General features: G+C 32.3%; 26 protein-coding genes, 1 tRNA gene and 1 pseudogene. 21 read left to right on the forward strand and 7 right to left on the reverse strand.

The window, feature by feature from the left end:
• Positions 1-702 (forward strand): peptidylprolyl isomerase, encoded by a 702-nt coding sequence (locus HB672_RS12175; protein ID WP_167769806.1) that lies wholly within the window; start codon positions 1-3, stop codon positions 700-702.
• On the opposite strand, the gene HB672_RS12180 is transcribed toward HB672_RS12175, so the two are convergent.
• Positions 703-1,308, reverse strand: coding sequence for a trimeric intracellular cation channel family protein (locus HB672_RS12180; RefSeq protein WP_167769807.1), 606 nt, complete (start codon positions 1,306-1,308; stop codon positions 703-705). It lies immediately after the preceding gene.
• Positions 1,308-2,054, reverse strand: a complete 747-nt coding sequence (locus HB672_RS12185; RefSeq protein ID WP_167769808.1) for an RDD family protein — start codon at positions 2,052-2,054, stop codon at positions 1,308-1,310. Before HB672_RS12185 ends, HB672_RS12180 begins: the two co-directional genes overlap by 1 nt.
• 23 nt (positions 2,055-2,077) lie before the next feature.
• On the opposite strand from HB672_RS12185, the gene HB672_RS12190 reads away from it, so the two are divergent.
• The 8 genes from HB672_RS12190 to HB672_RS12225 all read left to right on the forward strand — a co-directional run bounded on the left by HB672_RS12190 (position 2,078) and on the right by HB672_RS12225 (position 9,251).
• Positions 2,078-3,055: a stage II sporulation protein M gene (locus tag HB672_RS12190; protein WP_167769809.1), complete on the forward strand. Its 978-nt coding sequence runs from the start codon at positions 2,078-2,080 to the stop codon at positions 3,053-3,055.
• Positions 3,042-3,986 (forward strand): hypothetical protein, encoded by a 945-nt coding sequence (locus tag HB672_RS12195; RefSeq protein WP_167769810.1) that lies wholly within the window; start codon positions 3,042-3,044, stop codon positions 3,984-3,986. The genes HB672_RS12190 and HB672_RS12195 overlap by 14 nt, the downstream gene beginning before the upstream one ends.
• Positions 3,979-4,743, forward strand: coding sequence for a DUF4129 domain-containing protein (locus HB672_RS12200; RefSeq protein WP_167769811.1), 765 nt, complete (start codon positions 3,979-3,981; stop codon positions 4,741-4,743). The genes HB672_RS12195 and HB672_RS12200 overlap by 8 nt, the downstream gene beginning before the upstream one ends.
• The gene (locus HB672_RS12205) at positions 4,740-5,936 is read left to right on the forward strand and encodes a DUF4350 domain-containing protein (protein WP_167769812.1); all 1,197 of its coding nucleotides are present in this window, start codon (positions 4,740-4,742) and stop codon (positions 5,934-5,936) included. Before HB672_RS12200 ends, HB672_RS12205 begins: the two co-directional genes overlap by 4 nt.
• Positions 5,937-5,939: 3 nt before the next feature.
• Positions 5,940-7,019, forward strand: a complete 1,080-nt coding sequence (locus tag HB672_RS12210; RefSeq protein ID WP_167769813.1) for a MoxR family ATPase — start codon at positions 5,940-5,942, stop codon at positions 7,017-7,019.
• Positions 7,020-7,023: 4 nt separating this feature from the next.
• The gene (locus HB672_RS12215) at positions 7,024-7,374 is read left to right on the forward strand and encodes a DUF805 domain-containing protein (RefSeq protein ID WP_167769814.1); all 351 of its coding nucleotides are present in this window, start codon (positions 7,024-7,026) and stop codon (positions 7,372-7,374) included.
• 26 nt (positions 7,375-7,400) lie between these two features.
• Positions 7,401-8,732 carry a DUF58 domain-containing protein gene (locus tag HB672_RS12220; RefSeq protein WP_348272557.1) on the forward strand — a complete coding sequence of 444 codons (1,332 nt, stop codon included), beginning with the start codon at positions 7,401-7,403 and terminating at the stop codon, positions 8,730-8,732.
• 99 nt (positions 8,733-8,831) lie between these two features.
• Positions 8,832-9,251 (forward strand): DUF2141 domain-containing protein, encoded by a 420-nt coding sequence (locus tag HB672_RS12225; RefSeq protein WP_167769815.1) that lies wholly within the window; start codon positions 8,832-8,834, stop codon positions 9,249-9,251.
• A 90-nt stretch (positions 9,252-9,341) separates the two neighbouring features.
• On the opposite strand, the pseudogene HB672_RS12230 reads toward HB672_RS12225, so the two are convergent.
• Positions 9,342-9,823, reverse strand: a pseudogene (locus HB672_RS12230) (Dps family protein).
• Between the two features lie 102 nt (positions 9,824-9,925).
• On the opposite strand from HB672_RS12230, the gene HB672_RS12235 reads away from it, so the two are divergent.
• The gene (locus tag HB672_RS12235) at positions 9,926-10,864 is read left to right on the forward strand and encodes a LysR substrate-binding domain-containing protein (RefSeq protein ID WP_167769816.1); all 939 of its coding nucleotides are present in this window, start codon (positions 9,926-9,928) and stop codon (positions 10,862-10,864) included.
• Between the two features lie 30 nt (positions 10,865-10,894).
• Here HB672_RS12235 and HB672_RS12240 read toward each other — a convergent pair whose 3' ends face one another.
• From HB672_RS12240 to HB672_RS12250, 3 genes are all read right to left on the reverse strand, one after another.
• Positions 10,895-11,092 (reverse strand): hypothetical protein, encoded by a 198-nt coding sequence (locus HB672_RS12240; RefSeq protein ID WP_167769817.1) that lies wholly within the window; start codon positions 11,090-11,092, stop codon positions 10,895-10,897.
• A gap of 177 nt (positions 11,093-11,269) precedes the next feature.
• Positions 11,270-12,070: a TIGR00266 family protein gene (locus tag HB672_RS12245; RefSeq protein WP_167769818.1), complete on the reverse strand. Its 801-nt coding sequence runs from the start codon at positions 12,068-12,070 to the stop codon at positions 11,270-11,272.
• A gap of 61 nt (positions 12,071-12,131) precedes the next feature.
• The gene (locus HB672_RS12250; RefSeq protein WP_348272558.1) at positions 12,132-12,551 is read right to left on the reverse strand and encodes a DUF4442 domain-containing protein; all 420 of its coding nucleotides are present in this window, start codon (positions 12,549-12,551) and stop codon (positions 12,132-12,134) included.
• Between the two features lie 180 nt (positions 12,552-12,731).
• Here HB672_RS12250 and HB672_RS12255 point away from each other — a divergent pair, with 180 nt between their 5' ends.
• From HB672_RS12255 to HB672_RS12275, 5 genes are all read left to right on the forward strand, one after another.
• Positions 12,732-13,190: a DUF4870 domain-containing protein gene (locus HB672_RS12255; RefSeq protein WP_167769820.1), complete on the forward strand. Its 459-nt coding sequence runs from the start codon at positions 12,732-12,734 to the stop codon at positions 13,188-13,190.
• Between the two features lie 120 nt (positions 13,191-13,310).
• Positions 13,311-13,652 carry a PadR family transcriptional regulator gene (locus HB672_RS12260; protein WP_167769821.1) on the forward strand — a complete coding sequence of 114 codons (342 nt, stop codon included), beginning with the start codon at positions 13,311-13,313 and terminating at the stop codon, positions 13,650-13,652.
• Entirely contained in the window at positions 13,649-15,373 is a 1,725-nt protein-coding gene (locus HB672_RS12265; protein ID WP_167769822.1) for a PspC domain-containing protein, read from the forward strand. The genes HB672_RS12260 and HB672_RS12265 overlap by 4 nt, the downstream gene beginning before the upstream one ends.
• Positions 15,374-15,468: 95 nt before the next feature.
• Positions 15,469-16,194 carry a head GIN domain-containing protein gene (locus HB672_RS12270; RefSeq protein ID WP_167769823.1) on the forward strand — a complete coding sequence of 242 codons (726 nt, stop codon included), beginning with the start codon at positions 15,469-15,471 and terminating at the stop codon, positions 16,192-16,194.
• A 120-nt stretch (positions 16,195-16,314) separates the two neighbouring features.
• Complete coding sequence (locus HB672_RS12275) at positions 16,315-17,163, forward strand: DUF2807 domain-containing protein (RefSeq protein WP_244306617.1); 849 nt, start codon at positions 16,315-16,317, stop codon at positions 17,161-17,163.
• 53 nt (positions 17,164-17,216) lie between these two features.
• Here HB672_RS12275 and HB672_RS12280 read toward each other — a convergent pair.
• A tRNA-Pro gene (locus HB672_RS12280) sits at positions 17,217-17,291 on the reverse strand.
• A 93-nt stretch (positions 17,292-17,384) separates the two neighbouring features.
• On the opposite strand from HB672_RS12280, the gene HB672_RS12285 reads away from it, so the two are divergent.
• The 6 genes from HB672_RS12285 to scpA are packed head-to-tail and all read left to right on the forward strand — an operon-like array spanning position 17,385 to position 23,612.
• Complete coding sequence (locus HB672_RS12285) at positions 17,385-18,518, forward strand: PQQ-dependent sugar dehydrogenase (protein WP_167769824.1); 1,134 nt, start codon at positions 17,385-17,387, stop codon at positions 18,516-18,518.
• Positions 18,519-18,554: 36 nt separating this feature from the next.
• Positions 18,555-19,160 (forward strand): uridine kinase, encoded by a 606-nt coding sequence (udk, locus tag HB672_RS12290; RefSeq protein ID WP_167769825.1) that lies wholly within the window; start codon positions 18,555-18,557, stop codon positions 19,158-19,160.
• Complete coding sequence (locus tag HB672_RS12295; protein ID WP_167770200.1) at positions 19,160-19,492, forward strand: septum formation initiator family protein; 333 nt, start codon at positions 19,160-19,162, stop codon at positions 19,490-19,492. Before udk ends, HB672_RS12295 begins: the two co-directional genes overlap by 1 nt.
• Positions 19,485-20,858, forward strand: a complete 1,374-nt coding sequence (locus tag HB672_RS12300; RefSeq protein WP_167769826.1) for a methylmalonyl-CoA mutase subunit beta — start codon at positions 19,485-19,487, stop codon at positions 20,856-20,858. Before HB672_RS12295 ends, HB672_RS12300 begins: the two co-directional genes overlap by 8 nt.
• Positions 20,859-20,880: 22 nt before the next feature.
• Positions 20,881-21,495: a hypothetical protein gene (locus HB672_RS12305; RefSeq protein ID WP_167769827.1), complete on the forward strand. Its 615-nt coding sequence runs from the start codon at positions 20,881-20,883 to the stop codon at positions 21,493-21,495.
• Positions 21,492-23,612, forward strand: coding sequence for a methylmalonyl-CoA mutase (gene scpA / locus HB672_RS12310; RefSeq protein ID WP_167770201.1), 2,121 nt, complete (start codon positions 21,492-21,494; stop codon positions 23,610-23,612). The genes HB672_RS12305 and scpA overlap by 4 nt, the downstream gene beginning before the upstream one ends.
• The last annotated feature ends 10 nt before the right edge of the window (positions 23,613-23,622 follow it).

Below are 23,622 nucleotides of genomic sequence, written 5' to 3' on the forward strand. Positions count from 1 at the left end.
ATGAGAGTCTTATTGCTTGTATGCTTTTTATTGCTATTAAACTGTGAAGATAAAAAATCTGAAACTAAAAAAGTAGCAAAACCTACAATTGAAGCCACATCTAACACCGAAAAGAAAGACTCGGTTACTAACACCAATGAAAGAGAATTTCCAAAACTTGACAACAAAAATGCTATGCTTTTCTTTTTAGAGTATGAAAAAGAAAACAAAGAGAATAAAGTAAGAATGACAACCGATTTTGGTGAAATTGATATTTTACTGTTTGATAATACAAAGTTCCATCGTGCAAATTTTATTTTTCTCACCAAACAAAAATATTTTGAGAATACACAGTTTTATAGGGTCATAGACAATTTTATAGTACAAGCGGGAAATAGCGACAATAGAGCAATTTCACGAAAGAGAACAGATATTGGCAGGTACTTATTACCAACTGATACTAAAAAAGGTTATACTCATGATAGAGGTGTAATAAGCATGCCAAGTAGCGAGATCGACAATCCACATAAATTGGCATCACCTTTTGAGTTTTTTATCGTTTCTCAACGAGGTGGTGCGAAGTTTTTAGATGGCGATTATACTATTTTTGGAAAGGTAATTCGCGGTATGGATGTAGTTGATAAAATTGCCGCAGTCGATACAGATGAGGCCGATTGGCCATTGCAAAATATTTATATTAGAAAAGTGGAAATTATTGAGTGATTAACTTGCTCGATAAATATTTGGTAATGCAATTTTAAATTTTACAGCTAACAAGCGTACTAAAATAACTATCGCTCCAGAAATAATAAATACAAAATCGCTTTCTAATGGTAGCTTTCTAATTAGAAAATAGCTTAAACCTCCTAATATACATGCTGTAGCATAAATTTCTTTTCTAAAAATAACTGGGATTTCATTACACAAAATATCTCTAATTACACCTCCAAAACAAGCAGATATTGTTCCTAAGGCAATACATATAATTGGATGCAAACCAGCAGAAAGTCCCTTTTCTACACCAACAACGGTGTACAGTCCAATTCCAATAGTATCAAATAAAAATAAGGAAGTTCTTAAGTAGTTAATTTTATTTCTCAATAAAACTGCAAATACTGCTGAACCTAAAATAACATAGGTAAAGGTCATATCCTTCATCCAACCTACAGGTGTTTGACCAATTAAAACATCTCGCAGCGTTCCTCCACCAACTGCAGTTACAAATGCAATAATTAATATGCCGAACAAATCCATTTTTTTGTTCATAGCCACTAATACACCAGAAATGGCAAAGGCGATCGTTCCTAAAATATCAATAGTATAAAACATTACATGTTTTGTGTGTAGTAGTTATAATCTTTTAAAATCACATCAATAAACTCATGATCTGTATTATGCTTAATTTCTTTTAATTCTAGCACCTCTACAATTTTACTCCTAAGTTTTATAAGTGTTTTGTAATCTTTAGATTTTTTTGCTGTTTTAAAAGTATCTTTTATAATTCGAACATCATTATCCGACAACTTGATAACGCTAGGATATGTTGGCACATAATCCTGTTTTAAGTCTTCTAAAATAGTATGGTTAATATTTACATTATTCTTTAAAGTAATCACAGATGTTCCTGCTGTCATGTCACCAAGGCGCTGATTTCTAGGACTGGTAATTATAGTAATCAAGGCAATAACACCACTCATCATATTTAAATCGACTATTCTAAAAATCCAACGAATTATAAAATCCGACAAAGTAGCTTGGTAACCATCAATCTTTACTACTTTAATCTTTAAAATACGTTTCCCAGGAGTTTGTCCATCCAATAGGGATTCGAATAATAATGAATAGAAAATGACTGGTAAGTAAAATACAGCAATAATAGCCATTTGAGACCAAAAGTCCATATCTTCAATAAATTCATCAATTGTTAACAGCTTAAACATTATCTGGTAAATCACTATACCATAAGCTATTTTAATTAACCAATCTATTCCCCAAGCAAGTATACGCTCACCAACACTTGCTGCGGTAAAATTAATATTTACATTTTGAGTAGTGTTTATTTGTAACTCTACCATTTATTCTGTTAATTTGAAAGTCTATGAGAGAGGTCGCGTTTATCAAACAAAATAAAGAAAAATGGCTAGATTTTGAAAAAGCCATTTTTGGAAAAACACTTAAAAATCCTGATGAATTAGCGTCTTTATATATTCATTTAGTAAACGATTTGTCTTACGCACAAACTTATTATCCCAAAAGTAAAACAATTCTTTATTTAAACAACTTAGCTGCTAAAGCTTTTCAAAAAATTTATAAAACCAAACGTGAAGACTCCAACCGTTTTGTGAATTTCTGGAAAGTTGAAGTACCACTTATAGTCTATCAATATAGGCGTTATGTACTTTATGCCTTTGTGCTTTTTTTATCGTTTGTAGCTATTGGAGCCTTATCTGCTGCTTACGATGATACGTTTGTAAGGCTTATTTTGGGTGACCATTATGTTAATATGACTTTGGAAAATATTGAAGCTGGTGATCCTGTAGCTGTTTACAAAAGTGGCAGCAATTGGGGAAGTGCTTTTGGTATTACACTTAACAATTTATATGTTGGTATAAAGTCCTTTATATTTGGCGTTTTTGGTGGCATAGGCACAGGATTAGTGTTACTTTTTAACGGTATTATGGTTGGTGCATTTCAGTTTTTCTTTTACAAAGAAGGCGTACTATGGGAAAGTGTACGAGGCATCTGGATTCATGGCTCAATGGAGATTTTTGCCATTGTCATTGAAGGAGCTGCTGGACTCATTTTAGGAGCAAGTATTTTGTTTCCTAGAACATATTCACGACTAACCTCTTTTAAAATAGGCGTGAAAGATGGTGTGAAAATATTAATTAGCACCTTTCCTTTTACTATAGCCGCAGGATTGTTGGAAGGTTATGTAACACGTTATTCTAATGCGATGCCTAATTGGTTATCGGTTGGCATTATTCTAATTACACTTAGCATCATTTCATATTACTATTTAATTTACCCTCGTCTAGTACATAAAAAACTTAAACAAACTTATGCAGTTATATAAATCAAGAGGCTTTAGTGCCTTCTTTCAAGATACATTTACCTTTATAAAGCTAAATGGAAAGCATTACTTTAAACACTTCTTTATTGTCAATGGTGTTTTCTTATTAATTTTAATGGCTATTGGGTATTTTATATCCAAATTTTACACAGATATTGTTTTTGGTGGTGTTTTACAAGGCAACAGTAACACACAAATTGAAGAGTATATGAATGAGAATTTTGGAATCTTCATTCTATTAATGATATTCTTTCTAGTTGTAGCACTTATCGCTGGACTTATCTCATACTCCTATTCTGCTATCTATTTAAAGTTGTATGCCGAAAATGATGGTAAAAATTTTGAGACCAAAGAAATAATCCAGATGTATAAACAAAACTTAGGGAAACTTTTCATTTTTCTATTGTGCGGTATTTTACTTGGAATTCCTTTGATATTTGTATTAGGTATTGGAGCTTTTGTATTAATGATAACCATTATTGGAATTTTACTATTGCCTTTTTTAGCTGGTTCTTTTTCGTTGTTTTACAACATGACACTTATGGAATACATACGTCAAGAAAGAGGTATTTGGGATAGTTTTGGGTATGCTTGGACACTTATGACCAGTAAATTTTGGGCATCAATTGGTAGTGTTGGTTTGTTTTACTTAATGGCTTATGTTGTTCAAAATGTTATCACCATGATTCCTTATTTATTTTTTTTAGGGGATATGTTTACAAGCGCACAACAAGGAGAGAGCCTAAACCCTGAGGAAGTTGGTGCCTCACTTATGGTGATGATGCTAGTCATATTTTTTATCACTTTTATTGTTGGTATTATTCTAAATAATATTACACAATTAAACCAAGGTATTGTGTTCTATAGTCTAAAAGAAGACAACGAAAACATTAATACCAAAAGTGTGATTGACCAAATTGGTTCAGGTGGATAAAAACCTTAGTTTACATATCGTCCTATTTTTGTTAGTTTGTTTTTCATTTCAAGAAATTCAAGCTGAAACTCACCACGAATTCTCAATTGTAACAATTGAAAGTGATACGCTTAATGTAGATACTTCAAACGTAAAACCTCGACACTTTAATGATTTAAAAGAAACATATAGCGACGATGATTTTATTTACGAACGCACTATTGAAAACTCTGGTTGGTGGACGCGTTTTAAAAAATGGATAAGCGATAAATTCCGTAGCCTTTTTAATATAAAAAATGCTGGACAAGCTTCAAGAATGACCGATTTAGCCATTAAAATTGGTGGCGTTCTTCTTTTTGTTTTGGTTGTATATTTTATTTTTAGAGCCATTATTAATAAAGAGGGTGCTTGGGTTTTTGGGAAATCGTCTGATAAAAGTATCATTCCTGTTACTGATATTGAAGCTAATATTCATGCAACTGATTTTAAAGCCTTAATTGCTGAAGCAGAAGAAAATTCTAATTACAGATTGGCTGTTAGATATTACTATTTATGGCTACTCAAAAAACTAAGTACTGCTGAAATCATTCACTATGATGTAGAAAAAACAAATAATGACTACCGAAACGAAATAGAAGCCCTTGAAGTAAAAAAAGAATTCACTTACACATCATACTTGTACAACTATATATGGTATGGCGAGTTTAATGTAAACGATGAGCAGTTTGATAAAGCAAAACGTGCTTTTGACTCATTTATAAAATCCATTAAAGCATGAACAAAACCATAAAAATATATGTTGGGTTGTTAATCTTGCTTTTTGTTGGAGCCATTGCCATTGAGTTTTCTAAGCCAAAGCCTATTAATTGGACAAGAACATTTAATGAAGCGCACACCATTCCTTATGGTACGTTTGTGTTGTATAATGAGTTACCAAATTTGTTCCCTGAAAGTGAGGTACAAGATATTGCAGTATCTCCTTACGAGTACTTTGACGAGTATTTTAATTGGTCAGACTCATCTTACACAACCTCTGGAAGCTATATGTTTATTGATGATTATGCCGAAGTAGATGATGTATCTGCTCAAGAATTATTGGATTTCTCCTCACATGGAAACACCATTTTCATGTCAACAAATTATTTGCCAAAAAAGTTTCTGGATACTTTAGGAATAGAACTAAAAAATGATTTTGATTTTAAAGGTAAAGCTGAGTTTCGTTTATCAAATTCTACCTTTAAAAATGATTCTATCACTATTGATAGAGGTTTGAGTAATATTTATTTTTCTAAGTTAGACTCAACTAGAACAACGGTTTTGGGCTATCAAAAATTTAATAAAGAAGAGCGTATAAATTTTATTAAAGTCGACCATGAATTAGGCGAAGTTTATTTGCATTTACAACCAATGGCATTTACAAATTTTTCGCTACTAAAAAATGATAATAAAAAATACGCAGCAGCCATCTTATCTTATTTACCAGATGACACTATTTTTTATGATTCACGCAATAAAAAGCGTACTGAATTAGGTGATTCTCCATTACGCTTTGTGTTAAGTCAACCAGCATTAAAATGGGCTTGGATATTAGGCTTGGTTTCGCTTCTCATATTTATTTTATTCAATGCCAAACGAAAGCAACGTATTGTAAAGGTCATAAAACCATTGGAAAATTCAACCATAGCGTTTACAAAAACTATTGGGAACTTATACTACGAAACAAAAGACCATAATAACTTAATAGAGAAAAAAATCACCTATTTTTTAGAGTCCATTAGGCGCAAATACTATCTAGATACACAGTTACTAGATGAGAAATTCATGAAAAATCTGGCTTTAAAATCTGGAAAAGACCTAGGGAAAACTAAAAAAACCATGAATCTTATTGTACATTTAAAAGCGAAACAAATGTGTAATGAAGACGATTTAAAAAACTTAAATAAAACAATAGAAGACTTTTATAACAACTAATATATGGAGCACACAAACTACTCTCAGGAAAATAACTTAAATCAAGACAATCAAGAGCAATTACCTATTGAGAATGAACCACAACAAGAGGTTCAAGAATCTCAAGAAGACAGTTTGAGCTTTAAAAATCGTATTGATTTATCAGAACTCCAAGCTGGTGTAGAGCTTATTAAAAATGAAATAAGCAAGGTTATTGTTGGCCAAAAAGGTATGATTGATATGCTTATCGCCTCTATTCTTGCCAATGGTCATTCACTAATCGAGGGTGTGCCAGGAGTTGCTAAAACTATTTCGGCTAAGTTGTTGGCAAAATCACTGGATGTTGGCTTTAGCCGTATTCAATTTACACCAGATTTAATGCCTAGTGATATTTTAGGAACCTCAGTTTTTGATATGAAAACTTCAGAATTTGAGTTTAAGCAAGGGCCTATTTTCTCTAACATGATACTTATTGACGAAATAAATCGTGCACCAGCAAAAACACAAGCAGCTTTGTTTGAAGTAATGGAAGAACGCCAAATAACTATTGATGGTCATAAATACAAAATGGATTTACCTTTTATCGTTTTGGCTACTCAAAACCCTGTAGAACAAGAAGGAACATATAGATTACCAGAAGCGCAATTGGATAGGTTTTTATTCAAAATAGATATTGATTACCCTAATCTCGATGAAGAAATAGAGATTATTAATCGTGAACATGGACTTCAAGGTGCAAACAAAACAGCTAAAATAACCTCGCATTTAACCAAAGAGCAAGTCGCCAAATTTCAAGGCTTGGTAAATCAAGTGATTATTGAATCGCATTTGGTAAAATATATTGCTGATATTATTGTAAATACAAGAAATAATCCATTTTTATATTTAGGTGCTTCACCAAGAGCGTCCATCGCAATATTAAAAGCAAGTAAAGCCTTTGCGGCTATGAATGGACGAGATTTTGTAACACCAGAAGATATTAAACAATCGGCAATTCCAGTATTACAACATAGAGTTATTGTTACTCCAGAACGTGAAATGGAAGGCGTTACGACTAAACAAATTATTAATCAAATTATTGAAGCAGTAGAAATTCCAAGATAACAAAATGTTTGAAAAACCATTTTCATTTAAAGGTAGAATCCGCAGAATAGAATACTTTTTAAGTATATTATTTCAAGCTATAATATATTTTCCAATTGTTTATTTAATTCGTGGATTACCTTATGAAGATGAAATTTTTTGGTCGATATTTATAATTCTAGCTTGGTTCATTCTTGCACAAGGAGCCAAACGATGTCATGATATTGGTAGAAATGGGTTTTATCAATTTATTCCATTTTATTTTTTTTGGATGATAGTTGAAGATGGTGAACCTAAAAAAAATAAATATGGTCTAAACCCAAAAGGGCTAAAAGGTCCTGAAGAAACTGGTAAAATTCGTCAAAACGAAAGATAATTCAGTAAACAGAATAAACGAGCTTAGTGAAACTAATTAAACCAATTTACATACAAAACCGCTTTTTTTTCGCATGCATAACACTCATGGTGTTATTTGTGTTCAGCTTTGTATTTCCAAGATGGTTTGTAATTGTAAAGCTATCATTTTTAGTGCTTTTCATATTTACGCTGCTCGATGTTTTAATATTATTTGCTGCAAAAAAGGGTGTAAATGGTCAAAGAATTCTTCCTGAAAAATTTTCAAATGGAGATCAAAATCCAATTAAGATAAGTGTTGAAAACTATTACACGTTTCCCATATTTATTAAGATTATCGATGAAATCCCAGAGCAGTTTCAAGTGCGTAATTTTAGTATTGAACGAAAATTAGATGCCACGAGTAAAACCAAATTGCAATACGAATTACGACCAACAGAGCGAGGTGAATATCACTTTGGTAAATTAAATATTTATGCAACTACTGTTTTTGGGTTAATTGCAAGGCGCTTTAGTTTTTGTGACGATGCTATGGTACCAACGTATCCAAGTTTTATTCAATTACGTAAATACGATTTGATGGCAATTAGTAATAATTTACATCAATATGGTATTAAAAAAATTAGGCGAATTGGTCACACCATGGAATTTGAGCAGATTAAAGAATATGTTTTAGGTGACGATTTACGAACTATAAATTGGAAGGCTACAGCAAAATCCAATCAATTAATGGTTAATCAATTTCAAGATGAAAAGTCACAACCTGTATACTCAGTTATTGACAAAGGTCGTTTAATGAAAATGCCTTTTGATGGATTAAGTTTATTGGATTATGCAATAAATGCTGCTTTGGTGATATCTAATGTTGCTATAAAGAAACATGATAAAGCTGGAATTTTCACGTTTTCAAAGATGGTTGAAAATATGGTGGTTGCCGAAAAACGCACTTCACAAATGAACATGATTCTTGAAGGCCTTTATAATATTAAAACCGATTACTTTGAAAGTGATTTTGGTCGTTTATATGGTGATGTAAGAAGAAACATTACTCATAGAAGCTTATTGCTACTATATACCAATTTTGAAACCTTAGATAGTTTACATAGACAATTACCTTATTTAAAAGGTATGGCAAAAAACCATTTGTTAGTAGTCATTTTCTTTAAGAATACGGAGTTGAACAGCTTAATCGAAAATAAAGCTGAAACAATCCAACAAGTATATGATAAAGTTATTGCCGAAAAATTTGCCTTTGAGAAACGCCTTATTGTTAACGAGCTAAAAAAATATGGTATTTACTCTATTCTTACCACACCAGAAAACTTAACGCTCGACACCATCAATAAATACCTAGAAATAAAAGCGAGAGGACTTCTTTAACAGTTCAGAAGCAAAAAATTACAGTTCGGTAACTCAAATTACCATACCTTGTTTTTATAACTGACTTTTACAGTGTAAAACAAAATAAAACAAAAAATCATGAAAATTTTATCTCTTATCATCACATTAATTTTAAGCACAACATTAAGCTTTGCACAAACAGAAAAAGGTCAAGATGTAACTGTAACTATTGAAAATATTTCAAATGAAAGAGGTCATGTTATCATTGGGCTTCATACTAATGGCACCTTTATGAAAACTGAGGCTTTACAACAAGCTGCTGCAAAAGTAAAAGATGGAAAAGTAGTCTATACATTTAAAAATGTTGCTCCAGGAAATTATGCACTTTTAGCGTTGCACGACGAAAACGATAACAAACGTATGGACTTTGAACCTAACGGAATGCCAATGGAGTCATTTGGAATATCAAATAACCCAATGTTAATGGGTCCGCCAACTTTTTCAGAAGGGAAATTTGAGGTAGGAAAAGAAAATATTGAGTTAACTATAAAATTCTAACAACACATCATATCAATCAAAAACAAAAAGGAGCATGTAAAAAACATGCTCCTTTTTCAATCAATCAAAAAACTAACTATTAATCAATAGTTATACTGTTTCATTTAACCAAGCTTTCATCATCCAAACGGTTTTTTCTTGTTCCGAAATAAAATCGCTCATCATTGCATTGGTACCTTCATCGTCTGCTTCACCTGACTTATTTAAAATATCTCTTTCAATTTTTAATAGTCTGCTAAAGAATCTACTATTAATTTCACTGCCTTGATATCTTCTGAAACGTTTTTACCAACTGGTACTTTTCCGTAATTAGTATAATCATCAAACGTATGTAATGGTGTCTCACCAAGTGTTAAAATACGTTCTGCAATCTCGTCTACCTTAATGTTTGCGTCATTATAAAGCTCTTCAAATTTAACGTGCAAATCAAAAAACGCTCGTCCCTTAATGTTCCAATGTATGCCTCTTAAGTTTTGGTAATACAATTGAAAATTGGCTAATAATGTATTTAAATCTTCAGCTAAAAATTTAGCCTTTTTGCTATCTAAACCTATACTATTTAATGTTGTCATATCTTTATTTTTTTATTTACTACAAATTAAATCTATTAAAAAGGTTGTTTTGTATAAATTTTATTGATAGTTTTTATATCTTTATAGCATAAAATTATAAGCATGACAATTACACAACTATATTATGTTTTAGCTGTTGCCGAACATCAAAATTTTACAAAAGCTGCCGAAAAATGTTTTGTGACGCAACCTACACTAAGTATGCAAATTCAAAAGCTTGAAGACCAATTAGACATTCAAATTTTTGATAGAAGTAAAAAACCTATTGAGCTTACTGAGGTTGGAAAAAAAATAGTAAATCAGGCAAAAAACATTGTAAATGAAGCTGATAGAATACAAGATATTGTTGACCAACAAAAGGGGTTTATTGGTGGCGAATTTAGGCTTGGCATTATCCCTACCATTATGCCAACCTTACTACCCATGTTTTTAAAAACTTTTATTAAGCGATATCCTAAAGTAAAATTGAAAATTGAAGAATTAACTACAGACGAAATCATACAACGAATTAACGATGGGCATTTAGACGCAGCTATTGCAGCTACACCATTAGAAAATGAATCCATAAAAGAACGTCCACTTTATTACGAACCTTTTGTAAGCTATATTCCAAAAGGACATCGATTACATGACAAGAAAAAAATTGATGCTTCCGATTTAGAAATCGAAGATATGCTGTTACTTGAGGATGGCCACTGTTTTAGAGATGGTGTAATTAATCTATGTAAATCTTTTAAACAGCATGACGACGATAATTTTCAATTGGAAAGTGGAAGTATTGAAATGCTAGTTAAACTATCAAACGAAGGGTTAGGCATGACCTTATTGCCTTATTTGAACACTTTAGATATTAAAGAATCTGAGAAATCTAACTTACATAGTTTTAACGATCCAGTTCCAGCACGAGAAGTGAGTATTATTTACCATAAAAGCGAACTTAAAATGCAAATTATTGAAGCTCTACATACTGTTATTTCTGGTATTATTAGAGGAGCTATTGCTTTTCAGAACGTCAATATTATTAGCCCATTGCCTAAATAAAAAAAGCGACTCTTTCGAGTCGCTTTTTAATTATGCTTTTAAATAGATTAAACATTTATTTAATTCTGGGTTCTGTTGTATTAGAGAATTAATAAAAATTTTAAGCTCCTCAATTTCATAAGGTAATAATCTTTGAAGTGCTTTTTCTAGTTCTCTACAGAACAATGTAGCGTCAAAGCTTACTTTTTTAAGTACTGTTTTAGTGTACTCAAACATTGCTCTTGCCATAGTTTACTTAGGTTTTATAGATAAATAATAAAAAGTAGAAATGTTTCTATAGGCTAAAAGTTTATTAATATTTAATCTTAAATTTAAGAAAAAATTTGATTGAATTTCATTTTTGTGGAAACTTTAACAGGCTATTCATGTTAAAATATTGAAAATCAAATAGTTTAAAATAAACTCCTAGAATCTATTATCACCATCCAATATATCTCCAATACCACCTAAAATACTTCCTTCACCTCTATCTTTTCCACCTCCTCTTGGAGCAGTAGCTAATACTCTACCTGCTAATCTACTAAAAGGTAGCGACTGTATATATACAGTACCTGGACCTTGCAATTTTGCAAAGAACAACCCTTCACCACCGAAGACCGTGTTTTTAATACCTCCAACAAATTCTATATCGTAATCTACATCTTGTGTAAAACCTACTATACAACCTGTGTCTACTTTTAAAATCTCTCCAGATTGTAACACTTTCTTAGACATAGTGCCTCCTGCGTGTACAAACGCCATACCATCACCTTCTAGTTTTTGCATGATGAAACCTTCACCACCAAACAGACCACGTCCAAGTTTTTTACTAAATTCTATGCCAACGCTTACACCCTTGGCTGCACATAAAAACGCATCTTTTTGACACACAAATTTTCCTCTAAACTCAGATAAGTCAATTGGAACAATTTTTCCTGGATAAGGTGACGCAAACGATACATTTTTTTTGCCACTTACGTTGTTATAAAAGGCAGTCATAAATAGACTTTCTCCAGTTAAAATACGCTTTCCTGCTCCTAGAATCTTTCCTAAAAATCCTGAATCTTTTTGTGAGCCATCGCCAAAAATGGTTTCCATCTTTATGCCATCGTCCATCATCATAAAGCTTCCTGCTTCGGCTACAACACCTTCTTGCGGATCTAACTCTATTTCAACGTATTGCATTTCCTCTCCATAAATTCTGTAATCAATTTCGTGTGCTGTCATTTTTTATATTGTTAAAGTGTTAATTCTTCTATATGTTGATTTGTTTTGCGTTTTGTTACAATTAAGCTCTAACTTTAATTGACCAAGTAAAACTAAATTTAGACACTTCAATATTATCGCTATTTCTTCCAATAACATTCAGGGCTATTAGTTGCCCTTCTCTACTTTCAATGGCTTTTTTAATAATACCATCTATTAGTTTTCCTTCAGTACATTCAAAAGTGATTCGTCCTGTAGCTTTTTTCGAATAACTAGCATCATTTTTCACCAATAACATGGCAATGTCTTTATCAGTTTCCTTAATTTTTTTGATAATTAATGCTCCAGTTGTTAACTCTGCAGCCATTCCTTGCACAGCCCAAAAAAGTGATTTAAAAGGGTTTTGATTTATCCATCGATGCTTTACAGAAACAATACATTTTTCATTATCTAGATACTTTGTTCTAACTCCAGTAAAATATGCTGAAGGTAATTTAAACATTAAAAAAGTATTGAGTTTTCTCGGGTTTATAGTCATTACGAACGATTATTTGATGCTAAGTTACTCAAAAATGGTGATATCTTAATTGTTAATTTTTTGTTAAATTTTAGTACTTTGTATTGCATAATACCTTTTTTTAGACATATATTTGCATAAGAAATTACTATATGTTTTAATATCATGTTATCAAACCACCATAAAAATGTTGCAGCAATTATTCATTTATCTGCATTATCGAAATTTATTTTTCCGTTAGGAAATTTTATTATGCCATTAATTTTTTGGACGATGAATAAGGATAAATCTGAATTTGTAGACAAACACGGTAAACAAGCTATCAACTTTCAGTTAAGTATTTTGCTTTACACGTTTTTTATTGGAGCCATAACAATACCACTTTTTTTATTTGGTGTTTTAAACCATATAAATTTTCCTGAATTTTGGCAAGCTTATGATTTTGACTTTGATTTTCATTTGTCAAATAGAGACAGTTATAATGTGGTTATATTTTCAATTTTGGCAGGCTTATTAGTTATAGCAGCTTTTATACTGGAAATCATTTTCATCATTATTGCTACAAGTAAGGCAAATCAAGGCGAACCTTATAAATATCCATTAACAATCAATTTTTTAAAATAAAAAACAATCATCAATCGATCATCAATCAAAAAATGAACAGTTATTTAAAAACTTTAATTCTAATATCACCAAACCTCATCAGTTTTAAAATGCTATTAGAAAACAAACAAAAATGAACACATGAAGATAGAAAACACAAAAGCACAAATGCGTAAAGGCGTTTTAGAGTACTGCATACTATCGGTCTTAAAAGACGACGATGCCTATGTTGCAGAGATTCTGGGCACCTTAAAAGATGCAAAGATGCTCGTTGTCGAAGGCACGATTTATCCGTTGCTTACACGTTTAAAAAACGCAGGTCTTCTCAATTATCGCTGGGAAGAATCAACATCTGGACCTCCAAGAAAATATTATGGCTTAACCGAAACGGGGAAACTATTTTTAAACGAATTAAATACTACTTGGAGCGAATTACAAAACGCAGTTAACCTAGTAACAAGAGAAAAAACAACAAAAAAATGAATAAAACAGTCAATATAAATTTAGCAGGTACATTCTTTCATATAGATGAGAATGCTTACCAAAAGTTACAACGCTACCTTGAGGCTATTAAACGTTCATTTACAGACTCCCAAGGTCGAAATGAAATAATAGCTGATATAGAAACACGAATCGCTGAACTTTTCAATGAGCGAGTTGAAAACGACAAACAAGTGGTATCTATTAAAGAAGTAGACGAAGTTATTACTATTATGGGACAACCTGAGGACTATATAGTAGATGAAGAAATATTTGAAGACGAGCCAAAACAATCTTACAAATCTTCAAGAACAGACACTACGAGAAAATTATATAGAGATACCGAAAATGCTTATATAGGTGGTGTTTCATCTGGTTTAAGCCATTATTTTGGTATTGAACCTCTATGGATTAGGCTTATTTGGGTGCTATTGTTTTTTGGCGCAGGAACAGGAATTCTTGTTTATATTTTACTTTGGATATTAATGCCAGCTGCAGAAACAACATCTGAAAAACTGGCAATGTCGGGAAAGCCAGTTAACATTACTAATATAGAAGAAAAAGTAAAAGAAGGGTTTAGTAATGTTAAAGAAAGTCTTGATGGCGTAGCAGATCGAATTTCTAATGCCGATTATGACGGTGTTAGCAATAAGGTAAAGCATAAATCACGTTCATTCTTTGATGCCCTTGGAAATGTAATTATGTTTTTCTTTAAGATTTTTGCCAAATTCATAGGTATTATCTTAATTATTGTTGGTGCTACAACGCTAATTTCTCTCATTGTGAGCTTATTATCTGTTGGCGTAGTAGATATTTTCAATTTTGATGGTATCGATATGGCACACACCTTCTACTCCTCCAATTTACCAATTTGGGTAGTATCTTTATTAGTGCTTTTTGCAGTAGGAATACCATTCTTTTTCATCTTTATTTTAGGATTGAAAATTTTAGTTGATAACCTTAAATCCTTAGGTAAAACAGCCAATTTCACACTTTTTGGTTTATGGTTAGCATCCATCGTTACTTTAGCCATTTTTGCAGCGAGAGAAGTAGCAGAATTTTCAAGAGAAGGTGAATTTACGGAAACTATTGAGTTGAATGTAAAAGCCAACGACACCTTATTTGTTGAAATGGTAAATAACGAAAAATATGCTAGCAATAAATACAGAAGCAATGATTTTGATATCGTATTTGATGGGAATAATAAAAAGCAAATTTACTCATCGGACGTAAGGTTCTTGGTAAAATCAACAAAAGATTCTATAGCTTATATGGAAATTGTAAAAGACGCTAGAGGAAGAACTTATCAAGATGCTAGAGATCGTGCAGAAGAAATAGACTATAATTTTGATTATACAAATGGGAAATTAGCATTAGACAATTATTTCTTAACGGATGCCGATAATAAGTTTAGGAATCAAGATGTAACAATTATCTTATATATGCCAGAAGGAAGCGTTATTTATTCGGATAAAAGTACACGTAACAAAAGAAGCTGGAGATTAGGATCAGATATTATATCTCGCGGAAAAGAAAATCATTTCTTAAAAATTAAGTATAATGATATTGAGTGTTTAGACTGCGAAGAAGAAGATTCAATTATTGAAATTAAAGATGATGAAGGATCATTAGAAATAGACAGTGATAAAATCGAATATAAAGATGGAGAAGTAAAAGCCACTATTGATTCCAGTGGCATTACTATAAAATCGACAGATAATTAACAATTCAGAAACAAAAATCTACAGTTCAGAATAAAACAAATTGTAGACATAACAATAACATAGATATTTACAAAGAATATTAAATCAATCAAATTATGACAACTATATCAAAATTTATCACAGCCCTAATTGCAAGTTTATTGCTGGTTTCGTGTAACTTCGATTTTGGAGGTTTCGGAGTTAGAGGAAATGGAGACGTTGAAACTGCTGAGCGTTTTCTTGACGAAGATTTTACCGAAATTAAAGTTAGCCGAGGAATGGATGTGTATTTAACACAAAGTGACGAAGTGAGTTTAACTGTTGAAGCAGATGAAAACTTACACGACATCATCGTAACCGAAGTAGAAAATGGTGTGCTACGTATTACTACCAATGAAAACATAAGCTACTCAAAAGCTAAAAAAGTAATGGTTAGCTTTAAAGACATTTCAAAAATATCAGCTACTAGCGGAAGTGATGTCTACTCAACAAACACTATTGTAGCAGATAACTTAGAATTATCAACTACTAGTGGTAGCGATATGGAATTAGAAGTTGAGGCTCAAATTGTAGATTGTAGTTCTACTAGTGGAAGTGACCTTAGAGTTTCTGGAACAACAAATAAATTATTTGCTAGTGCAACTAGTGGTAGTGATATAAAAGCGGGAAATTTAAAAGCTAAAATTAGTGAGGCAAGAGCTACAAGTGGCTCAGATATTACTGTTAATACTTCACAAGAATTATATGCTAAAGCTACAAGTGGCGCAGATATAAAATACTACGGAAATCCAGAAAAAGTCACTAAAAAAGATGGCGTTTCTGGTAGCGTACGTAAACATTAAACCAATCAAAAAATATATTCCTTAAAGGAGTATACTAATCAATCATGTTTAACCATTCCATAGTTAAAATATAACTTTGGGATGGTTTTTTGTCTATATTTGTTAGATACTAATTTGATTATGATGCATAAAAAAGGTTTACTACTTACTCTTATTTTACTTTGTAATACAGTCGTTTACGCTCAAAAAAAAGAGAGAATAAAAGGAAATAAAAATGTAACAACTCAAGAAACTCCAATAAATTCATTCAATAAAATTTTAGTTGGAGAAGACTTCTTTATAGATATTATTGAAGGCGAAAATGCATCAGTATTTGTAGAAGCTGATGATAACTTACATGATGTCATCAAGTTTAATGTTTCCGATAGCGTTTTAAGTTTTAAAACAACTAAACGCATTACTTCAAGTAAAAAATTGAGCATAAAGGTTATTTACACAAACTCTTTAAAAGACATTGAAACAATCGACGATGGTGAAATTAGTTCGTTAACATCCATAAACCTAGATGATGTTTCAGTAAAAAGTAGTGGTACATCAAAGGCATTTTTAAATATTAAATCACAAAATTTCAACCTAACAAGTAGTGATAGAGCAAGAGTAAAACTTAATGTAACTGCTAACGAAACCAAATTTGAACTTAGTGACAATAGTAAACTAGATGCTTTAATAAATGCAGACAGAATGCTTATCGATTTATATCAAAGGTCAGATGCCAAAGTGCGAGGGAATTTAGATAAGTTAAAAGTAAGAGCTAGTAATTCTTCCAATGTTGAAGGTAAAGAGTTAGTGTCTATAAATTGTGAAATACTTTCAGAAGACAGCAGCGATGTCGCTGTAAATGTGACAGAGGAACTATTTATAGATGTTTCTGGAAGTGGCGAGATTTATATTTACGATAATCCAAAAATCACTCTAAATAAGTTTGTAGACACTGCTAAGCTTCATAAAAAAGAACTGAGGAAACAGTAGATGTTTTATTTAAGAAAACAAAAAAAGCTGAACAAATGTTCAGCTTTTTTTTGTCGGGGTGGCAGGATTCGAACCTGCGACCTCCGCGTCCCAAACGCGGCGCGATAACCGGGCTACGCTACACCCCGAATTGGTTATCAAAATTAGAGGTGCAAATATATAGCTTTCTTTTAAGAACAAATAATTTTTTATTCGTATTTTCAAGTCAAAATAATAATGAAATGAAATTATCAAAATTACCTATCGCCTTACTAATATTATTTAGCGCTTTTTCATGTAAAGAAAGTAAAACAACCGATTCTCTTTCTTTTAATAATTCAACAACAAAAACAGGAAACTATTCACATGAAGTTGTTGTACCAGATTTGGATATTCCATGGGGATTTATTTTTCTGCCAGATGGCTCCATGCTAATTAATGAAAAAAGCGGTGAGCTAATTCATTATAAAAACAATAAAAAAACAACAATTAGTGGTTTGCCTGAAATAAAGGTGCAAGGACAAGGTGGCTTAATGGATATTGAATTGCATCCTAATTATAATGACAATGGATGGATATACTTGTCATACGCCTCTTCTGATGATGGAAATGGCGCAAATACTACCATTATGCGATGCAAGCTTGAAAACAATGCTTTAACCAATAAAAAAGTGCTTTATAAAGCAACACCAGACAGCAAACGAGGACAGCATTTTGGGTCTAGATTGGCTTTTGATAATGATGGATATTTATATTTTTCCATAGGAGATAGAGGTAATAGAGATGTAAATCCACAAAACATAGAAAGAGATGGTGGTAAAATTTACAGGCTACATGATGATGGTCGTATTCCAGTTGATAACCCATTTGTAAAAGATAGAAACGCAAAAAAAGCCATTTATTCTTATGGGCACAGAAATCCGCAAGGTATGGTCAAACACCCTAAAACCGGAAAACTTTGGGCGCATGAACATGGTCCTAGAGGAGGTGACGAGATAAATATTATTGCTCCAGGGAAAAATTATGGCTGGCCAGTAATAAGTTATGGTATTAACTACAGTGGCACAAAATTTACTGAAATTACCGAAAAAGCTGGAATGGAGCAACCTATACATCAATGGACACCATCTATTGCTCCTAGTGGAATGGAATTTGTAACAAGTGATATTTATCCCGAATTTAAAGGAAACTTATTAGTTGGCTCGCTTAAATTTCAATATTTAGACCTATGCGTCTTAGATGGAAATAAAATTGTTGAAGAAAAGAAACTTATTGAAGGTTTAGGTCGAGTAAGAAGTATAGAACAAGGACCCGATGGTTATATTTATGTTGGTGTGGAAAATGTTGGTATTGTTAAAATAATTCCGAAGAAATAATCTTAAATTTGCCCTGATTAATCAAATAAACTATTCATGCTTATAATTGGAATTGCTGGAGGAACAGGTTGTGGAAAAACTACGGTTGTTAATCAAATACTAAACGAATTACCAGAAGGAGAAGTTGGTGTCATTTCGCAAGATTCTTACTACCAAGATACAACACATTTGAGCTATGAAGAACGTGTGAAAATTAATTTTGACCACCCACGATCCATAGACTTTGACCTTTTAGCAACTCATTTAAAGGAATTAAAAAACCAAAAACCTATAAATCAGCCTGTGTACTCATTTGTTCAGCATAATAGAACTGGTGATACCATTTTAACACATCCAAGAAAAGTAATGATTGTAGAAGGTATTTTAATACTCACAAATCCTGAACTCAGAGATATGTTCGACATTAAAATATTTGTTCATGCCGATAGTGACGAACGCCTAATAAGACGCTTAAAACGTGATATTTCTGAAAGAGGTCGAGATTTGGACGAAGTACTTTCTCGTTACCAAAACACTTTAAAGCCAATGCATGAACAGTTTATTGAACCTATGAAAGAATATGCCGATATTATTATACCAAACAATAAGTACAATACCGTTGCAGTTGACATAGTAAGAACAATTATAAACGAAAGATTGTGATGGTTAACTTTTTAAATAAAAACAAGCGCTTTCTTAAACCGTTTAAAAATGTTGTCTTTGTTATTTCTTTAGTATTTGCTATTTGGATGCTTTTTTTTGATTCTAATTCGTGGTTTATTCATAACGAATTGAATAATGACATTAAGGCACTAGAAAATGAAAGAGAGTATTATAAGAACGAAATTAAAAAAGACAAAAAAGAAATAAAAAAGCTGAGTAACGATAAAGGTGTTGAAAAATACGGTAGAGAAAAATACCATATGAAAAAAGAAAATGAAGAAATTTATATAATTGAATACGAAGACAGCCTTAAAGACAACAAGAATGAGTAAAAAGCTATTCAATGATTTCGAACCAGTTTCTGCCAAAGCCTGGAAACAAAAAATTCAGTTAGATTTAAAAGGAGCAGATTATAACGAAACCCTTATTTGGAATTCTCCCGAAGGTATAGACGTCAAACCCTTTTATAGCTCAGAAGACATAAAGAATAAGACTTCGTTATTTAATTCAGACCACAACTGGCAAATTTGTCAAACCGTTCACGTTGAAAATACAAAAGAAGCTAACTTAAAAGCTTTAGATGTTTTAAACAAAGGTGCCGAAAGTTTAAATTTCGTTATAGCAAATGAAAAAATAAACGCATTAGAACTCTTAAAAAATATAAACTTAAAAAACGTTCCAATATTTTTTGAGTTGGAATTTCTTTCTTCTGCTTATGCATTAACTTTAAATAATATTGCAGAAGAAGAAAATGCTACTTTTTATCTTCAAATAGATATTATTGGACATTTAGCTAAAAGCGGTAATTGGTTTGAAAATCTAAAAGAAGACCACATCGTTTTAAAGCATATCATAGCAAATTGTAAGTCTTTAAAATCATCGGTATCTATAAATGTGTCTCTTTATCAAAATTCTGGAGCAAACATCACGCAACAATTAGCCTATGCTTTAGCACATACAAATGAGTACCTTAACCATTTTGGCGATACTATAAAAAACAATTTGCTATTTAAAGTCTCTGTTGGTTCTAATTACTTTTTTGAGATTGCTAAATTAAAAGCCTTACGATTATTATGGAACACATTGGCTTCAGAGTATTACTCCAACCCACTTTCTTGCATCATAAAAGTGTTACCTACAAAACGCAACAAAACCATTTACGATTATAACACTAATTTGCTTCGTACCACAACAGAAAGCATGAGTGCTAGCTTAGGAGGTGCAGACTTTATTAGTAATTTAAGATATGATGCGATATATCATAACGACAATGAATTTGGTGAGCGTATTGCTAGAAATCAGTTATTGGTTTTAAAACACGAAAGTTATTTTGATGCGGTAAACAATGCTACTGAAGGTGCTTATTATATTGAAACTTTAACGACGCAATTAGCAGATAAAGCCTTAGCTATTTTTAAAAGTATTGAGGCTAATGGTGGTTTTCTAAAGCAATTAAAAGAAGGTATTATTCAAAGAAAAATAAAGGAAAGTGCTTCAAAAGAACAAGAATTGTTTGATAAAGAAGAAATTGTATTGTTGGGTACTAACAAGTACATAAATAAAAACGATAAGATGAAAAATGATATAGAACGCTATCCGTTTTTAAAAAGAAATAAAAGAAAAACGTTAATCGAACCAATTATACCACATCGTTTATCCGAAAAAATTGAAAAAGAGCGCCTAGACAATGAAAAATAACAACAGCCCACTGTTACATATTATGAATTTTAAATCAAATTTTTACTTAATACTTATCTTGCTTATTACATTGTCTTGTAACGATGATAAAAAAGCGAGTACCGAAAATTTATCTGGAAAATATCATTTTTTAGAAGATACTGGAACTCAAATTTACTTACCTAAAGCGTTTGAAAGATATTCATTAACCGAATATCAACGATTATTAGATTCGTTAACCACAAAAAAAGAATACGAAATTGAAACCGAAAGATTAGAATCATTAAGCAAAATGGATGGCTCGTTGTATATATATTACGATAAAGAAAATGGTTCTACTTTTACTATTAATACACGACCATACTTTGCATTTACAAAAGAAGATGCACCTCAATTATTAGGTTTAATTACCGAAAATAATGATAAAGTAAAAGAAAATAGTGATGCAAAATTCACCAAAATAACTGCCAAATATGGTGGCGATAAAAACCAACAACTATTTAAGGCAATTTACAAAGTAAGTGGAAAAAGCATGAAAAATGATGTATATAACACTTCGTATATTATTTCCTCAAAAGGCCAAACGGTTTTTATTCAATTATCAACATTAGAGGAAACTAATTTCGATCCTTACGTTGAAAAGATACTTCTGAAATAATGAGGAAAAATGTCCAACATATAGCATTAAAGCACGAAGCTAGAAGCACGAATACGGAAGTTAAAAACCATAAAACCGCCGAAGACATTCCTGTTAAGTCTGTTTACACGAAGGACGATTTAAACACTGTTGAACACCTCGGCTTTGTAGCAGGAATTGCACCTAACCTTCGTGGTCCTTACAGCACAATGTATGTGAGGCGTCCTTGGACCATTAGGCAATACGCAGGATTCTCAACTGCCGAAGAAAGCAACGCTTTTTACAGACGTAATTTAGCTGCTGGACAAAAAGGACTTTCTGTAGCATTCGATTTAGCCACACATCGTGGTTACGATAGCGACCATGAACGTGTGGTTGGAGATGTAGGAAAAGCTGGCGTAGCTATCGATTCAGTTGAAGACATGAAAGTATTGTTTGACCAGATTCCGTTAGATAAAATGTCGGTTTCTATGACTATGAATGGTGCAGTATTACCAATTATGGCATTTTATATTGTGGCTGCTGAAGAACAAGGTGTAAAACCTGAACAACTTGCTGGAACCATTCAAAACGATATTCTTAAGGAGTTTATGGTACGTAATACCTACATCTACCCTCCTACACCATCTATGAAAATTATTTCTGATATTTTTGAATATACGAGTCAGAACATGCCAAAATTCAATAGTATTAGTATCTCTGGATACCATATGCAAGAAGCTGGAGCGACCTGCGATATTGAATTGGCTTACACCCTAGCTGATGGTTTAGAATATATTAGAAAAGGATTAGAAGCAGGAATGGACATTGACACTTTTGCACCTAGACTCTCATTCTTTTGGGCAATTGGTATGAATCATTTTATGGAAATCGCCAAAATGCGAGCTGCAAGAATGCTATGGGCTAAATTGGTAAAACAATTCAATCCTAAAAATCAAAAGTCTTTAGCGTTACGAACGCATTGTCAGACTTCTGGTTGGAGTTTAACCGAACAAGATCCTTTTAATAATGTTGCTAGAACAACCATTGAAGCTGCTGCTGCTGCATTTGGTGGCACTCAAAGTTTGCATACTAACGCCTTGGATGAAGCCATTGCTTTACCAACCGATTTTTCTGCAAGAATAGCAAGAAACACACAAATATACCTTCAAGAAGAAACCAATATCACTAAAACAGTAGACCCTTGGGCTGGAAGCTATTATGTTGAAAAGTTAACACATGACATTGCTCAAAAAGCATGGGCTTTAATTGAAGAGGTTGAAGAGTTAGGTGGTATGACCAAAGCCATTGAAGCTGGTATCCCTAAAATAAGAATTGAGGAAGCCGCTGCACGTAAACAAGCACGTATAGATTCTGGACAAGATATTATTGTTGGCGTTAACAAATACCGCTTAGGGCAAGAAGATGCTATTACCACTTTAGAAGTTGATAACCAAACAGTTAGAAAAGCACAAGTAGCACAATTAAAAGTACTTAAAGAGACCAGAAATAACGAGGATGTAGTAGACTCTTTATCTAAATTAACTCAAGCGGCTAAAACAGGAAAAGAAAACTTACTATCTTTAGCAGTAGAAGCGGCACGAGAAAGAGCAACCTTAGGAGAGATAAGCGATGCACTTGAAGCTGTATATGGAAGATATAAAGCGCAAATAAAATCATTTTCAGGCGTGTATAGTAAAGAAATAAAAGACGACGAATCCTTTAAAAAAGCAAAACAATTAGCAGATCAATTTGCAGAGCAAGATGGTCGTAGACCACGTATTATGATTGCCAAAATGGGACAAGACGGTCACGACCGAGGTGCTAAAGTGGTTGCTACAGGTTATGCCGATGTTGGTTTTGATGTGGATATAGGACCATTATTCCAAACACCCGAAGAAGCAGCAAAACAAGCGGTAGAAAACGATGTACATATTTTAGGAGTGTCCTCTCTGGCTGCAGGGCATAAGACCTTAGTACCTAAGGTAATTGAAGCATTAAAAGCCTATGATCGCGACGATATTATGGTAATTGTTGGTGGTGTAATCCCAAAACAAGACTACCAATATTTATTTGATGCTGGTGCAGTGGCGGTTTTTGGTCCAGGCACAAAAATTAGTATGGCTGCGATTAAGATTTTAGAGATTTTGATTGAGTAGTTTAGCTTGA

This window comes from Gaetbulibacter sp. S0825 (assembly GCF_011777505.1).
Taxonomy (GTDB): Bacteria; Bacteroidota; Bacteroidia; order Flavobacteriales; family Flavobacteriaceae; genus Pontimicrobium.

Excerpts from the sequence above, each read along its gene's own strand:
- HB672_RS12305 (WP_167769827.1), top strand. The coding sequence starts at position 20,881 with ATGAATTTTAAATCAAATTTTTACTTAATACTTATCTTGCTTATTACA.
- HB672_RS12195 (WP_167769810.1), top strand. The coding sequence starts at position 3,042 with ATGCAGTTATATAAATCAAGAGGCTTTAGTGCCTTCTTTCAAGATACA.
- HB672_RS12270 (WP_167769823.1), top strand. The coding sequence starts at position 15,469 with ATGACAACTATATCAAAATTTATCACAGCCCTAATTGCAAGTTTATTG.
- HB672_RS12185 (WP_167769808.1), bottom strand. The coding sequence starts at position 2,054 with ATGGTAGAGTTACAAATAAACACTACTCAAAATGTAAATATTAATTTT.
- HB672_RS12210 (WP_167769813.1), top strand. The coding sequence starts at position 5,940 with ATGGAGCACACAAACTACTCTCAGGAAAATAACTTAAATCAAGACAAT.
- HB672_RS12245 (WP_167769818.1), bottom strand. The coding sequence starts at position 12,070 with ATGACAGCACACGAAATTGATTACAGAATTTATGGAGAGGAAATGCAA.
- HB672_RS12260 (WP_167769821.1), top strand. The coding sequence starts at position 13,311 with ATGAAGATAGAAAACACAAAAGCACAAATGCGTAAAGGCGTTTTAGAG.
- HB672_RS12300 (WP_167769826.1), top strand. The coding sequence starts at position 19,485 with ATGAGTAAAAAGCTATTCAATGATTTCGAACCAGTTTCTGCCAAAGCC.
- HB672_RS12265 (WP_167769822.1), top strand. The coding sequence starts at position 13,649 with ATGAATAAAACAGTCAATATAAATTTAGCAGGTACATTCTTTCATATA.
- HB672_RS12240 (WP_167769817.1), bottom strand. The coding sequence starts at position 11,092 with ATGGCAAGAGCAATGTTTGAGTACACTAAAACAGTACTTAAAAAAGTA.
- HB672_RS12190 (WP_167769809.1), top strand. The coding sequence starts at position 2,078 with ATGAGAGAGGTCGCGTTTATCAAACAAAATAAAGAAAAATGGCTAGAT.
- HB672_RS12235 (WP_167769816.1), top strand. The coding sequence starts at position 9,926 with ATGACAATTACACAACTATATTATGTTTTAGCTGTTGCCGAACATCAA.
- udk (WP_167769825.1), top strand. The coding sequence starts at position 18,555 with ATGCTTATAATTGGAATTGCTGGAGGAACAGGTTGTGGAAAAACTACG.
- HB672_RS12285 (WP_167769824.1), top strand. The coding sequence starts at position 17,385 with ATGAAATTATCAAAATTACCTATCGCCTTACTAATATTATTTAGCGCT.
- HB672_RS12255 (WP_167769820.1), top strand. The coding sequence starts at position 12,732 with ATGTTATCAAACCACCATAAAAATGTTGCAGCAATTATTCATTTATCT.
- HB672_RS12225 (WP_167769815.1), top strand. The coding sequence starts at position 8,832 with ATGAAAATTTTATCTCTTATCATCACATTAATTTTAAGCACAACATTA.
- HB672_RS12295 (WP_167770200.1), top strand. The coding sequence starts at position 19,160 with ATGGTTAACTTTTTAAATAAAAACAAGCGCTTTCTTAAACCGTTTAAA.
- HB672_RS12175 (WP_167769806.1), top strand. The coding sequence starts at position 1 with ATGAGAGTCTTATTGCTTGTATGCTTTTTATTGCTATTAAACTGTGAA.
- HB672_RS12275 (WP_244306617.1), top strand. The coding sequence starts at position 16,315 with ATGATGCATAAAAAAGGTTTACTACTTACTCTTATTTTACTTTGTAAT.
- HB672_RS12215 (WP_167769814.1), top strand. The coding sequence starts at position 7,024 with ATGTTTGAAAAACCATTTTCATTTAAAGGTAGAATCCGCAGAATAGAA.
- HB672_RS12250 (WP_348272558.1), bottom strand. The coding sequence starts at position 12,551 with ATGTTTAAATTACCTTCAGCATATTTTACTGGAGTTAGAACAAAGTAT.
- HB672_RS12205 (WP_167769812.1), top strand. The coding sequence starts at position 4,740 with ATGAACAAAACCATAAAAATATATGTTGGGTTGTTAATCTTGCTTTTT.
- HB672_RS12180 (WP_167769807.1), bottom strand. The coding sequence starts at position 1,308 with ATGTTTTATACTATTGATATTTTAGGAACGATCGCCTTTGCCATTTCT.